At 37.5% G+C, this 12762-nt stretch carries 16 protein-coding genes and 1 tRNA gene; 1 reads left to right on the forward strand and 16 read right to left on the reverse strand.

From position 1 onward, the window contains the following. Positions 1 to 164: 164 nt before the first annotated feature. Positions 165 to 911 (reverse strand): SDR family NAD(P)-dependent oxidoreductase, encoded by a 747-nt coding sequence (locus tag ABE613_RS13915; RefSeq protein ID WP_347376694.1) that lies wholly within the window; start codon positions 909 to 911, stop codon positions 165 to 167. 161 nt (positions 912 to 1072) lie between these two features. Further along, positions 1073 to 1255 (reverse strand): DUF4367 domain-containing protein, encoded by a 183-nt coding sequence (locus ABE613_RS13920; protein ID WP_347376695.1) that lies wholly within the window; start codon positions 1253 to 1255, stop codon positions 1073 to 1075. A gap of 184 nt (positions 1256 to 1439) precedes the next feature. Between ABE613_RS13920 and ABE613_RS13925 the strand changes: the two genes are divergently transcribed. Further along, positions 1440 to 2006 carry a GrpB family protein gene (locus ABE613_RS13925; protein ID WP_347376696.1) on the forward strand — a complete coding sequence of 189 codons (567 nt, stop codon included), beginning with the start codon at positions 1440 to 1442 and terminating at the stop codon, positions 2004 to 2006. Between the two features lie 73 nt (positions 2007 to 2079). Here ABE613_RS13925 and ABE613_RS13930 read toward each other — a convergent pair whose 3' ends face one another. The 14 genes from ABE613_RS13930 to ABE613_RS13995 all read right to left on the reverse strand — a co-directional run bounded on the left by ABE613_RS13930 (position 2080) and on the right by ABE613_RS13995 (position 12746). Next, positions 2080 to 2796, reverse strand: coding sequence for a hypothetical protein (locus ABE613_RS13930; protein WP_347376697.1), 717 nt, complete (start codon positions 2794 to 2796; stop codon positions 2080 to 2082). A 59-nt stretch (positions 2797 to 2855) separates the two neighbouring features. Continuing rightward, positions 2856 to 3179: a helix-turn-helix domain-containing protein gene (locus ABE613_RS13935; RefSeq protein ID WP_347376698.1), complete on the reverse strand. Its 324-nt coding sequence runs from the start codon at positions 3177 to 3179 to the stop codon at positions 2856 to 2858. 171 nt (positions 3180 to 3350) lie between these two features. Further along, positions 3351 to 3779 carry a hypothetical protein gene (locus ABE613_RS13940; RefSeq protein ID WP_347376699.1) on the reverse strand — a complete coding sequence of 143 codons (429 nt, stop codon included), beginning with the start codon at positions 3777 to 3779 and terminating at the stop codon, positions 3351 to 3353. Positions 3780 to 3928: 149 nt separating this feature from the next. Next, the gene (locus ABE613_RS13945; protein WP_347376700.1) at positions 3929 to 4225 is read right to left on the reverse strand and encodes a hypothetical protein; all 297 of its coding nucleotides are present in this window, start codon (positions 4223 to 4225) and stop codon (positions 3929 to 3931) included. A 15-nt stretch (positions 4226 to 4240) separates the two neighbouring features. Next, positions 4241 to 5206 (reverse strand): DUF6017 domain-containing protein, encoded by a 966-nt coding sequence (locus ABE613_RS13950; RefSeq protein WP_347376701.1) that lies wholly within the window; start codon positions 5204 to 5206, stop codon positions 4241 to 4243. 63 nt (positions 5207 to 5269) lie between these two features. Next, positions 5270 to 5629 (reverse strand): replication initiator protein A, encoded by a 360-nt coding sequence (locus ABE613_RS13955; RefSeq protein ID WP_347376702.1) that lies wholly within the window; start codon positions 5627 to 5629, stop codon positions 5270 to 5272. Continuing rightward, a complete protein-coding gene (locus ABE613_RS13960; protein WP_347376703.1) occupies positions 5619 to 6530 on the reverse strand; it encodes a ParB/RepB/Spo0J family partition protein in 912 nt (303 codons plus the stop codon). The genes ABE613_RS13955 and ABE613_RS13960 overlap by 11 nt, the downstream gene beginning before the upstream one ends. After that, positions 6520 to 7305 (reverse strand): ParA family protein, encoded by a 786-nt coding sequence (locus ABE613_RS13965; protein WP_347376704.1) that lies wholly within the window; start codon positions 7303 to 7305, stop codon positions 6520 to 6522. Before ABE613_RS13965 ends, ABE613_RS13960 begins: the two co-directional genes overlap by 11 nt. 15 nt (positions 7306 to 7320) lie before the next feature. Beyond that, the gene (locus ABE613_RS13970; protein ID WP_347376705.1) at positions 7321 to 8196 is read right to left on the reverse strand and encodes a ParB/RepB/Spo0J family partition protein; all 876 of its coding nucleotides are present in this window, start codon (positions 8194 to 8196) and stop codon (positions 7321 to 7323) included. A 416-nt stretch (positions 8197 to 8612) separates the two neighbouring features. Further along, positions 8613 to 8686, reverse strand: a tRNA-Arg gene (locus ABE613_RS13975). A gap of 392 nt (positions 8687 to 9078) precedes the next feature. After that, a complete protein-coding gene (locus tag ABE613_RS13980; protein ID WP_347376706.1) occupies positions 9079 to 9954 on the reverse strand; it encodes a DUF3881 family protein in 876 nt (291 codons plus the stop codon). An 18-nt stretch (positions 9955 to 9972) separates the two neighbouring features. Further along, complete coding sequence (gene serS / locus ABE613_RS13985; protein WP_235232781.1) at positions 9973 to 11259, reverse strand: serine--tRNA ligase; 1287 nt, start codon at positions 11257 to 11259, stop codon at positions 9973 to 9975. A gap of 32 nt (positions 11260 to 11291) precedes the next feature. After that, positions 11292 to 11828: a DUF4446 family protein gene (locus tag ABE613_RS13990; protein ID WP_347376707.1), complete on the reverse strand. Its 537-nt coding sequence runs from the start codon at positions 11826 to 11828 to the stop codon at positions 11292 to 11294. 3 nt (positions 11829 to 11831) lie between these two features. After that, positions 11832 to 12746 (reverse strand): ParB/RepB/Spo0J family partition protein, encoded by a 915-nt coding sequence (locus ABE613_RS13995; protein WP_347376708.1) that lies wholly within the window; start codon positions 12744 to 12746, stop codon positions 11832 to 11834. Positions 12747 to 12762: the final 16 nt, after the last annotated feature.

A 12762-nucleotide genomic window follows, 5' to 3' on the forward strand; every position in this document is an offset into this window, starting at 1 on the left:
TATTTTAGTGTGCCGTCAAGGGTGGCGTACACTGCCGAAAACTAACATATCTGCAATTTTCAAGGTTCCAATGGAGCCATTTTTTCAGCTCCAATTTTTCATAGGCTACTTTACACTACCTTTTGAAGATAGGGCAGCCGTTTCCAGCTGCCCTGTTTCCTTTTTTATGTTCTTGCCATTCCGTCTACACTGAGCACAACGCCCGTGATATAGGATGCTTCGTCAGATGCCAGGAACACAAATGCATTGGCAATATCCTCCGGCTGACCCAGGCGGCGCAGAGGGATCTGCTTGATGAGCGGATCAATTACTTCCTTGGGAACAGCCTTCATCATATCGGTCAGGGTAATACCGGGAGCGACTGCATTCACTCGAATACCCTTCGGACCCAATTCTCGGGCAAGGGAAACCGTCAGGCCATTGACAGCAAATTTGGATGCGGGATAAGCAAAGCCACTTGGCTGGCCGTAAATGCTGACCATTGAGGAGGTGGAGAGAATAACACCTTGACCTTTTGCAATCATGCACTCACTGGCGGCTCTTGTAGCATTGAACACGCCTTTTACATTCAGATCCATAACCTTATCAAAGGTTTCCTCCGTATACTCGGTAAAGGGAGTGCTTTCGGATACACCGGCATTGTTCACCAGAATATCAATGCAACCGTATTTTGAGGCAGCTTCTCGGAACGCATTGCGGACAGATTCCAAATTGGACAGGTTAGGACTGATTCCCGCAACTGTTGCATCAGGGTACTTTTCTTTCAGCTGCGCAACCGCTTTGTCAGCAGAACCTTGTGAGCTTGCGGTCAGGATTACCGTAGCACCTTCCTTCAAAAATTTGTCTGCGGTAGCGTAGCCAATGCCACGGCTGCCTCCGGTGATGATTGCAACTTTATTTTTCAGTCTCATAAGAATACCTCCTTGTGTTTTGTATTTGTAGTATAACCTGTTTCGGAGGCGCTCTCCGTGATAAAATCACATTTTTCCAAGAAGGAATGATAGAAAAATCATGCCCGTGCATAAATAAAAAGTCACAGTCACGCTCCGATTTGAAGTGTAGACTGTGGTTTTTATTTTACAGGTTCTGCACTTTCAGCCATCTTGATGATTTCGGAATCATCAATTTTGCTTGGAGTGTATTCCAGAACATAAGTGACTTCCGGAGAATAAGTCCAACAGAGAAATGCCGTGTCATCTTTCTTGTAAAGAGCGCCCGGCCAGTCCTGAATCATCATTTCCTCACAGATGTCCATACTGCCAACCGGGAAAAGCACTCCCAGAGCTTCTGTATGTAATCCGGTGATTTTTTCCGGGCCTCCTTCGTAAAATATGAATTGAACAAAATCGCTGCGCCATAGCCTTTGCAGGCCATCGCGCAGCGATTTTGTTCAATTTCAGTTTTAGAGCCGGAAATCGGCATTTGTGGAGGATTTGACGATGGGAAAGGAACTGTCGGAAATGACGCTGGCCGAACTGTGGGAATTGTTTCCCATTTTTCTTGTTCAGCACGATGATAAGTGGAAAAACTACTACAAGGAGATAGAATCCTCAATAATGGACCTGTTGCCAGACTATCCTGTTGAAAGGATCAGTCACATTGGAAGTACAGCGATACAGGGCATATGGGCGAAGAACATTGTTGATGTGATGGTTGAGATTTCTGAAAAAGCCGACATGGAAGAACTGGCACATGTTATGGAGCGGATTGGTTTTATCGGAATGTCCGCTGAAACAAACCGGATTTCACTCAATAAAGGGTATACCAAAGAAGGCTTTGCGGATAAGGTTTATCACATTCATCTCAGATACACCGGAGATAATGATGAACTGTATTTCCGCGACTATCTGAACGAGCATCCGCAGGTCGCAAAGGATTATGAATCTTTGAAGCTGGAATTATGGAAGAAATATGAGCATGACAGAGACGCCTATACAGATGCAAAGACTGAATTCATTCGCAAGTGGACAACAGAAGCCCGCAGGATATATGGCGACAGATACTGACAAATTCCAGTAGAATTGATGTAAATGGACGTAATGGTAAACATCCAATACGTCCATTTTTTTAATATTACACCTATCTTTTTTCGCCACGGACAGGAGCATAGAAAATCAATAGATCAATATACTTTTCTCCGTCTCCCTGCTCTCTATAGTCATACCGTACCATATAATCTCGGATGCTATATCCACGGTAAGGATTGGACAGAGTATACAATTCTTTTGTCTTGAAATCAATCAGACAATATCCTGTGCTTTCCAGATATTCATCATTATCACTGTTTATCTGATCTTCATAAAACTCACATACCTTATCCAGACAATTTTGGCACAACTGATCAATGAGTGATTCACAATCCATGGTATCTTTCTCACCAAGGTGTATATTCGGTTCCGCAATGCATCTATCCGGTTGAGAGTGTGTCATAATAGAACCATACTCCTCTCCAAAAGAATGTACCATTGTGCTCATATGCCCAGAGTCGATCTTTTCATTTCTGTTATCATCGTATTCTCGAATCCGGGTGTCAGTAACCGACATATCTGCCCAATGAATAATCCCAATAGAATCGAATTTATAATAGTAGTCAAGAAGTCCCCCTGCAGGAGTTCCGCATATAAAGCATTGCTCCTTTCTTATGGAGGATTGTAGTGATAGATTTAAATCAGTCTCATCTTTTACTTTCTGTTCTGATTGTTGATTATTATTTGAGCTTTCAACTGTCTGTATCTGACAGCCACAAAGAATAATACTTAAAAGAAATACACAGCATAAATAGTGATATCGTTTCATAACAACCCCCCGAAACAAAAATAAGGACATGCTATGCCGTTTTTTAAGCACAGCTGCCCTTATTTTCTAATGATACCCTGTATATATGCTTTTACCAGCTCTTTTTGATGATCATCCATTGCATCCCAGTCAGAAAGCAGCTGTTTTTGATCGGATGTTAAATCAGGATATTCTTCATCCTCCGTAAAAAATTGAGCGAGAGTAATATCTAATCCATCACATATTTTTTCAAGAGTTTGAATCGTTGGAACGCTCTTTCTGTTTAACAATGTAGAAATAGATGACTGTGCGATTCCAGATTTCTGAGCTAGTCTGTATCTGCTGATTTTTTTCTTTTTACACAACTGCTCAATTTTAGCAATAATATAGTTCTCAGCTTGCAAGTATTCTACACCTCTTTTCCGATATGATACCTTTATTTTACTGAGAAACAAGGTAACTTATCAGATTATATGTACCGATGTATAATACTTAGGTATTGCGATATATACAGTCAAAAAAATAAGGAACAATAACAGTATAGCATATTTATATCTCAGCTTACACCAGTTTTATTATGATGGTTTGATATTAATATTATCAGGTGTATCGAAGTATTTCTCAAATAGATAATAAAGAGCAACAATGAACTGATCTGAGTTTCTTTTTTCATCTACCATCTGTTCTAGAGTCCATCCTTCAATAAATTTATATCTGTATACCCAACATGCAAGGTCACATGCTTCCACAATAATATCCTTAATTATCTTTCCCATGACCTTGTCAAAATCATTGATATTCTCCTGTGGCAGATTTTGAAACGATTCAAGTGGTGGAAGCACTCTACTTTCTTTATCTCTTTTGATTTCATTCATAATAGTTAAAACATGTTCTCTATCTTCATCTGACAGCCTAACATATTCCCACAGTGCCATGATCACTCTTAAATCAGTGTCTCTTTTTAATGGTGGCAACTGAATATATTCATTTTCCATTTTGTTCATTAGTTTCCCTCCTGAAAATCTATTTTATGAAAAAACTCTTTTGACATATTTTCGCACGAAAGCATCATTTTTATATTTTACCATTCATCGCTTTTTCGATAAAGTAAATGCCTCCTTATTTGAACCCGGTCATTTTTGACCGCCTTCAATTATGATAGTACAAACTTACTTAATCTGCTAATTCCTGATTCCAGTATTATTTCCAAAAATATTCCGGCAGCTAAGATAGATATCCCAATACATGAAATAATTACAAGTAAACCGATCTGTAACCAATCCTGATAGAAAATGACAGTAAGAATCACTAGGGCACCGATCAAAAGACCGAACAGCGCCCTTGCAAAGTTATAAATTCCAACACATACTTTGACGATTCCCAGAAGAAACGCCAATACTACGATCGCTGGTAATACGCATACTTTCCCGATTAATTTTAAAACGAACATAGTCATCTCTCCTTTTTATTTTGCTGCTGCATACTGTGGAAAATCATGATTAACTTCTGCTCTGTAATAGCTTTCAATCGTGGTTGGAGCATTAAAGAGTGAAGCCAATATGTATTTCTTAATATTTCGTACCTTTGTCGTGTTTGACCGAAGCATATCCAAAACGTATTGAATGTGATGATAATTAAGCTTCATGAACTTACTCTTCACTAATGATGCCGGATACCAGTTACTTGCGATAAGGATTTTTTCACTACTGGTCATCATGGTCTCCACAATCAACTCAAAGATACCCTCAATGGTTTCTTTCTCTGTTGGATAGGTTATGAGCAGATATTCATATTCGATATTCTCTTTGATCAGAGATTGATATGCCTTAAGCTCTGATTCCTCATCACATCGCTTATCGTCACCAGATATGATTCGATTAGAATCATCAGTCTGATTATTATTTGTTTTATTATTATAAGTATTATTAAGGTCCATATTTTGGACTCCTAGAAGTTGATTTTTTGGACTTTTAGAAGTCCTTATTTTAGACTTCTTGAAGTTTAAATTTTGGACTTCTGAAATTGTATCAGCATTCGATTGCTGCGAGATTATTTCCTGCGGAATAAGAAAATTCTTTACATACATGATAGTATTATTTCCTTGCCCCAGACGACGTTTTTCTATCAGCCCGATTCCTTTATCAGTATCCAGTTCTTGAAGTGATTTTATTGCTTTGTTTCGACTACAATTCAATAATTCTGTTATTTCATCAATACTGCATACGATATAAGCTCTGTTTTCTTCGTCATACCATTTGTTTTTTTGAGAAAGACTCATACGATCTAATAGTAATCCATACAGAATCTTGGCATCATTTGATAGTCCCCGGAAAATCTCATGCGTAATCAGAAGCTTCGGTATTTTGAAGAAACTGAATTGCTCAGATTCATCACCATAATAATAACGAAACTGTGGCTTCTGTTGTTCCATGCGAAGCTCCTCCCTTCCTGAATTTGCACCTCTAGGGTGTCGATTTTTAAACTTCTGAAATGCTTATGCCGGTTGTGAAACAATGAAATTTTTCACATACAAATGATTTGGTAATCCAAACCCTTTTACCTTTTTCTTTACCAATCCAACTGTTTCAAGTTCTTTCAGGTATTCGATTGCCTTTTTCTTTGAAACATTCAGATCCTCTTGCATTTCGGAAATCGGATAAACTACATACACTCTGTTCTCATTATCGATCCATTGATTTTTTGCGGACATTCCCATACGGTCTAAGAGTAATCCATAAAGAAGCTTTGCCTGCAGGGATAGATCGCGAAATTCATCCCCGTACATCAGGCTCTTTGGAATCCTGTAGAAGCTATATTGATCTGCTGATAAACCATAAATATAATCAAAAGCCATTCTCTGCACCTCCTTGTTCTTTCCAGTTGGTAAGAAGTTCCATGATTACTTTTTCCATTTCTGCAGATGTGTAATGTGGTGGAAAGTATTGAGATAATTTCTTTTCTGAAAGAGTTACCTTCTTTTTTGGAATTCTTCCAATTGCATTCTCATTTAAAATATCGATCAGCTGGCTTTGTGTAATTGCTCCATTTAACAATTCTTGACGAAGAATGACTATCTGGTTCTGTTTTACATTTCCATTCTCATGGATGTATTCACATATCCATTGTTGGATTTCTTTGTCAATATAGGAGATTTCAACACCGGCAGTAAACTGTAATCTCTTTGAATCAACCATATCCAATAATTCTGGTATCAGCTCTGTGAGACGGATATATCTTTTTACTTGTGTGCCTGAAATACCATTGTCTTTCCCTATGGACCAAGCTGCCAACTTTGGACCATTATGGTCCGAAGTTAAATCTTGTCTTGCTCCTTGTCGTCTTAATGCTTCCATTTTCATTTTGTATGCAAATGCCTTCTCACTAGGAAGTAATTCTTCTCTCTGGATATTCGAATCTACCATATATACAATGGCTTCATCATCTGACATTTCCCTTACAATGGCAGGTATCATAGTTAATCCAACAATCTTTGCAGCATGCATCCTTCTATGACCGGAGATCATTTCATAACTATCTTCGCCATCTGGACGTACCAAAACAGGAGTTAAGATGCCATTAACTCGAATGCTTTCAACCAAATCCGACATTTTCTCATCATCCAATACTTTAAATGGATGATTTTTAAACATATGGATCATATCAATATCAATTTCTGTCGAGGATTCCGTAGCAGGAACTCCCAATAATTCTTCTACAGTAGTTAATTTCAATTTTTGACCAGTTCTAGTTTTCATGAGATAAAACCTCCTCTGTCAATTTCTTATATGCTTTGGCAACCTTTCCCTTTGGCTCATGAATGTAAATACTTACTCCTTCTAAACTGCATTCTGCAGCTTTGACTGAAAATGGAATATACGTGTTAAATACACCTATTGTTGATTCATAACTCTCACGTAATTTTTGTGTGATATCCTTTGCATAATTTGTCCTGTAGTCCACCATCGTTAGAACAATACCCTCAATCTTTAATTTCTTATTGAGACGCTTCTTTACCATGGAGATGGTTTTGATCAGCTGACACAATCCTTTTACAGGAAGATAGGCTGCAGGAACCGGAATCAATACAGACGTAGCTGCTACCAAAGCATTGATTGGTATCATTCCCAAAGAAGGCATACAGTCAATGATGATGTAATCATACTGCTCTTTAATTTGATCAATATATTCTTTCAGGATATTTTCCCGGCTCATTACATTCGCAAGAAGCACCTCTAAACCAGATAGTTCGATATTGCCTGGTATCAGATCAATCCCTTCCTGATGATGAAGGATCCCATATCCCGGTTCGATTGGTTCCTCGTTAATGATCTTCATCATTACAGATGCAAGAGTATCACTCATATCATCAGGTTCTTCATATCCTAAACTGGCTGTAAGGTTTCCCTGCGGATCATTATCAATTAACAAGACTTTCTTACCTGCTCTGGCAAGTCCTATTCCCAGATTTAACGATACGCTTGTTTTTGCACATCCACCTTTTTGCATTGCAACTGCGATTACTTTACACATAAAATACAATCCCCCTTATAAATCCCAATATTTATCCATCCATATTTTCAAGATATCGATGATCTCACGTTTCATTTTTTCCACGGTATAATCTTTTGGAAAATACTTCTTTAGCTGTTCGGTCTTAAATGTCACCCTTGAAATATCTTCCCTCTTTATTTCACAAAGAATGTCTTTTAGATCATCCTCTGTCAGTTCATTGCTTTGACTTAACCTTTTGATTCTCTGTGCCTGAGATAGTGATGGTGTTGCCTGTGCGTAGTCCATTGCTTCCAGAAACCATTTCTGTTCTTCTTCTTTTAGAAATGCAATCTCAACTGCAGCACTGATCGATAATTGATCATCATCCAACTTGGTAAGCAATTCCGGAATAAGCTCCGTAAGTTTTAGATATCTTTGTATCTGCTTTGTGCTTTCTCCATATTCCTCAGCCAGTATTTCAACAGTCCTTTTTCCTTTTGTTTTGTGGACAACTCGTCCACGAACATTGTTATTTCCTTTCTTTTTCATCACATCGTATCTCATCTTATAAGCATGAGCCTTTTCACTGGGGCTGATATATTCCCTTTGAAGATTCGAATCAACCATTGCTACAATGGCTTCATCATTTTTCATGACTTTGATGATGACCGGAACCTTGGTATATCCAAGCTGTTTTGCTGCGAACTTTCTTCTGTGACCAGAAATTATTTCGTAATATCCTTCCGGAACAGGTCTTACAATCAAAGGATTAAGTATTCCATATTTCTCAATACTGTCTTTCAATTCCACCATGCTCATGTCAGCAGTCACTTTAAATGGATGGTTCTTGAAAGCTCTTAACCGATTGATATCCAGTTCCAATACCTGATCTCCCTCTGCAGATCCAATGTTCATTATTTCTTCTGACATCTGTAACTCCTTTCTTTTGTGAACGACAAAAAAGCCCGTTCAGTCCAAATCATTCTTGATAAAGATTGATTCGAACCAAACGAGCTTGTCGATCGTTGGTGGTGGCAGTGCCATCAAAATGAAATTGTTTCCTGCTAACAGTTGGTGGCAGATATTTTGCTTTCTCTTTCTTGATTTCTACAAAAGCTAATATTTACTCCGATTGACAGACCTGATAATCACTTTCCACATGGCTCTTCCCATTTGGTGGCAATTACCCTTTCAAAACGTTGGTGGCATTTCGATAAATTTGGTGGCATTTGCCTTGATTTCTGCCATCAATTGGTGGCAATTATCATGAGATATTTGCCTTTCTGCTAACAAAAGGCGGACGCACGTGAGTCAATCAAAACCACTGCATTTCCGCCTTTGCCTAGCGTCTCCGGGAGGATTTGAACCTCTGACCCCTCGCTTAGGAGGCGAGTGCTCTATCCAGCTGAGCTACGAAGACATATCCGATTTTTGGCTTAAAATAAGGCTTTCTGGCACTTCTTAAGCTTCCGGATCGGTAGCCGGTTATTCAATTACTTATGCTTTCTGGATGAATTGCTCCATCCAACTTTCCTCGATACATTCGCCTTTGGTGGCAAGCTATATAACACTTACTTTGACAGATTCGAACTATCGAGTTCTTTTTCCTATAGTTCAAAGGCGTCAGGCAAGCCCCTTCCTTAGGAGGCACTTGTTATATCCATTTAACTAAGAGAACATTTGCACTTTTCATATTCTAACATTTACAGAAAAGAAAATCAAGTGTTGGTTGGGTACAGGGTATTTTACGTTTAGGTACACCACATTTTTTAATTGGGGACGTAGACTTTTTAAAAAAGTCTACGTCCCCAATTAAAAGTTTATTCTACCCTGCATCCACACATTTCCTTTGAATCTTCTGCCAACCGCCGGTTCCCCTATCACTTCTTTTACCGGAACACAGATGTCAAAATTCAATCCATTAACTTCTAATTTCATTACATAAATCTGTTCTTGTGTTTCTTCATTAATGATCTGCTGCAATTCTAATATCTCACCTAAGATTGCATAATGATCACACTCAATGCCATGTGGCATGATATATGTGTCTACAATACTGAATACATCTTCCGATGCCAGACGCCTTGATACTTTCGAGTATGTATCAATATCATCCATTGTAAGACTTTCGATTGCCGAAGGATCTCCACTTTTCGCAGCGCTTACAAGCAACATTCTGTTATGAACTTCTTCTTGTTGTCTTCTTTCTTGTTCTTTATCTTTCAACACCGGAAGCAATATTGTGCCTCCGGTGGAAAGTCCGGATAATGTAACGGATGTATACTTAATTCCTTTTTTTGACATCTGTTTTTCTTTCATGTATTCTATTGTATTTTGCAGATGAAAGATTAAGTTAATCCCTATCTTTACATCTTCACAGATTCCAACATATGCTTCTTTGTCCATTCGTTTCTCTATACACACATCGGCATATGATGTAATTCCTGTTCCAAAAAAGTATGGATAATAATATTGTCTTTCAAATGATTCATTGACATCCATATCACCACACAGGGCAATTCCCATTCCCGCACCATATTCTTTTTCATATTCACAGAAATCAGTTTCTTCATCCTGTCCGATTAGATTATGCTGGGTAAATGAATTCTCAACTTGTGTAAGAATCTTATTCAGTTCTTTTTTACTGCTGATGTTTCCAAATCCAATAGCTTTTAGATATTGATGCATATTATTTCCTTACAAATACTATTTCTTAGGTATCAGTTTTTCTGTTCCACCCATATATGGTCTAAGTACTTCAGGTATTCTTACTGTTCCATCTGCCTGAAGATTATTTTCCAGGAATGCAATTAGCATTCTCGGTGGAGCTGCGACTGTATTATTGAGGGTATGGGCAAAGTATTTTCCATCTGCTCCTTTTACGCGGATACCAAGTCTTCTTGCCTGTGCATCACCTAGATTTGAACAGCTTCCTACTTCAAAGTATTTCTTCTGTCTTGGAGACCATGCTTCTACATCACAAGATTTTACTTTCAAGTCTGCAAGGTCACCAGAGCAGCATTCCAAAGTACGTACTGGAATATCCATAGAACGGAACAGATCTACAGTGTTCTGCCATAATTTGTCATACCACATCTTACTTTCTTCTGGCTTACATACTACGATCATTTCCTGTTTTTCAAACTGGTGAATCCTGTATACTCCACGCTCTTCAATTCCATGTGCTCCTTTTTCTTTACGGAAACATGGTGAATAGCTAGTCAATGTCTGAGGAAGCTGATCTTCTGTCAACATTGTGTCAATAAATTTTCCAATCATAGAATGTTCACTGGTCCCAATCAGATACAGGTCTTCGCCTTCAATCTTATACATCATGGCATCCATTTCAGCGAAACTCATAACACCTGTCACAACATTACTTCTGATCATAAATGGAGGAATGCAATATGTGAATCCACGTCCAATCATAAAGTCACGCGCATAAGCAAGAACTGCAGAATGAAGTCTCGCAATATCACCCATCAGATAATAGAATCCATTACCTGCTACTCTTCCTGCACTTTCAAGATCAATTCCATTAAAGCTTTCCATAATCTCTGTGTGATATGGAATCTCGAAATCTGGAACCACAGGCTCACCATACTTTTCAATTTCAACATTCTGACTGTCATCTTTTCCAATTGGTACAGATGGATCGATGATATTTGGAATTGTCATCATGATTTTCTTTATCTTTGCTTCTACTTCTTTTTCTTCTGCAGACAAACTTTCTACTCTGTCAGCATTCTCCTGAACTTTTTTCTTTAATTCTTCTGCTTCTTCTTTTTTGCCCTGTGCCATACATGCACCGATTTCTTTTGAAATCTTATTTCTGTCAGCACGGAGTGCTTCTACTTCTTGCTTAATATCTCTGTTTTTCTGATCTAATTCTAATACTTCATCAACCAGTGGTAATTTTTCATCCTGAAATTTCTTTTTGATGTTTTCCTTTACAACATCTGGATTCATTCTTACAAATTTAATGTCTAACATGTTCATTTCCTCCTCATTTTTCGTATGTTGAATTATTTATTCTTTATATCTTTGATATCCATATCATAGTTTTCGAAGATTGCTTTATCTAATGCTTCTGCCTCTTCTTCAGCTAACTCGACATAGCTCTCACCCTTTAGGATTTCCTTTACATAGGTATAACATCCTTCTCTGCTGTGCATTGCATTGATGACCCAACCACTATTGTTTCCATCTAACATTGCTAACGCAAAGCTTAATTTACCGCCCATCTCATTAAACGCATCGTATTTTACAATTCCAACTTTTTGATAATTTCTATCTAGTTTTTTGTTGATTTCTTTAATTTCCATACGATTTTGTTTTGTTACTTTAAGAATAGATTCTATTTCTTCTACTCTTTCTTTCATACTCTCTTCAAGAGTCTTTCCATCTTTCCCCTTCATAAACGTGTTATAACTACTTTTTAATCTATTATATTTTAATGTAACATTCACATATAACACGAATAGAACAATAATTAAAATTAATAAGAAGATAAGTATGAATGCTGGATCAATTCCCAGTGCTTTCAGTATCTTACTTTCCATATTTTATTCTCCCCTTTTTATGCTCATTATCATTTCGAACATACGTTCTAATTCTTTATCAGAATAATATTCTATTTCTATTTTCCCCTTACCATTCCCTTTTGATGAGATGTTTACTTTTGTTCCCATCACTTCTTTCATTTTTTCGGCCAGATCATTGTATATAAAATCATTCTCAACAATTTTCTTTTCTTTTGGTTTTTTTGGATTTTTAATATCTTTAATTAATTTTTCTGTCTCACGTACACTTAGTTTTTCATCAAAAATCTTATTTGCCAAAATATATTGCTGTTCTTTATCATCAATAGCCAAAAGTGCTCTTGCGTGTCCAGTTGTTATCATATCATCTATGATCATTTGTTGGACTTTTTCATTTAATTTTAAAAGTCGCATTGAATTGGTTACTGCGGTTCTACTTTTAGATACTCGTTCTGCGACTTCATCTTGCTTCAGATTAAACTCTTCCAAAAGTCTTTTGAACGCCATTGCTTCTTCAATTGGATTTAAATTTTCTCTTTGTATATTTTCAATCAATCCAATTTCAACAATTTCTTGTTCTGTATAATCTTTCACTATTACCGGTACTTCTTTTATGCCCGCAAGTTTAGCAGCTCTCCATCTTCTTTCCCCGGCGATAATTTCATAATAATCTTTTCTTTTTCTTACCAAAAGTGGCTGCAACACGCCGAATTGTTTAATTGAATCTGCCAGTTCTAATAATGCATCTTCTTCAAAATTCTTTCTTGGCTGGTCTCGGTTTGGTTCTACCATATTGATTTTCATCATTTGCTCGCCTGATTTAACATCAGATATGGTATCCTTTTTGGGTCCTGATTCTGTTTCGGCTGGCTTTACACTTCTGTTATCTGGAATCAGACTGTCAAGTCCCTTTCCTAATCCCTTTTTCTTTACTGCCATATCATTCTCCCCTATA

The sequence above is a fragment of the Dorea chungnamensis genome (assembly GCF_039832125.1).
Classification (GTDB): domain Bacteria; phylum Bacillota; class Clostridia; order Lachnospirales; family Lachnospiraceae; genus JAFBIX01.

What these genes read in the sequence shown, in the direction of transcription:
- ABE613_RS13955 (WP_347376702.1), bottom strand. Translation starts at nt 5,629, where the DNA reads ATGGCTTTTGATTATATTTATGGTTTATCAGCAGATCAATATAGCTTC.
- ABE613_RS13960 (WP_347376703.1), bottom strand. Translation starts at nt 6,530, where the DNA reads ATGAAAACTAGAACTGGTCAAAAATTGAAATTAACTACTGTAGAAGAA.
- ABE613_RS13920 (WP_347376695.1), bottom strand. Translation starts at nt 1,255, where the DNA reads ATGGACATCTGTGAGGAAATGATGATTCAGGACTGGCCGGGCGCTCTT.
- ABE613_RS13915 (WP_347376694.1), bottom strand. Translation starts at nt 911, where the DNA reads ATGAGACTGAAAAATAAAGTTGCAATCATCACCGGAGGCAGCCGTGGC.
- ABE613_RS13990 (WP_347376707.1), bottom strand. Translation starts at nt 11,828, where the DNA reads ATGGAAAGTAAGATACTGAAAGCACTGGGAATTGATCCAGCATTCATA.
- ABE613_RS13930 (WP_347376697.1), bottom strand. Translation starts at nt 2,796, where the DNA reads ATGAAACGATATCACTATTTATGCTGTGTATTTCTTTTAAGTATTATT.
- ABE613_RS13970 (WP_347376705.1), bottom strand. Translation starts at nt 8,196, where the DNA reads ATGTCAGAAGAAATAATGAACATTGGATCTGCAGAGGGAGATCAGGTA.
- ABE613_RS13940 (WP_347376699.1), bottom strand. Translation starts at nt 3,779, where the DNA reads ATGAACAAAATGGAAAATGAATATATTCAGTTGCCACCATTAAAAAGA.
- ABE613_RS13945 (WP_347376700.1), bottom strand. Translation starts at nt 4,225, where the DNA reads ATGTTCGTTTTAAAATTAATCGGGAAAGTATGCGTATTACCAGCGATC.
- ABE613_RS13980 (WP_347376706.1), bottom strand. Translation starts at nt 9,954, where the DNA reads ATGCATCAATATCTAAAAGCTATTGGATTTGGAAACATCAGCAGTAAA.
- ABE613_RS13995 (WP_347376708.1), bottom strand. Translation starts at nt 12,746, where the DNA reads ATGGCAGTAAAGAAAAAGGGATTAGGAAAGGGACTTGACAGTCTGATT.
- ABE613_RS13950 (WP_347376701.1), bottom strand. Translation starts at nt 5,206, where the DNA reads ATGGAACAACAGAAGCCACAGTTTCGTTATTATTATGGTGATGAATCT.
- ABE613_RS13965 (WP_347376704.1), bottom strand. Translation starts at nt 7,305, where the DNA reads ATGTGTAAAGTAATCGCAGTTGCAATGCAAAAAGGTGGATGTGCAAAA.
- ABE613_RS13925 (WP_347376696.1), top strand. Translation starts at nt 1,440, where the DNA reads ATGGGAAAGGAACTGTCGGAAATGACGCTGGCCGAACTGTGGGAATTG.
- serS (WP_235232781.1), bottom strand. Translation starts at nt 11,259, where the DNA reads ATGTTAGACATTAAATTTGTAAGAATGAATCCAGATGTTGTAAAGGAA.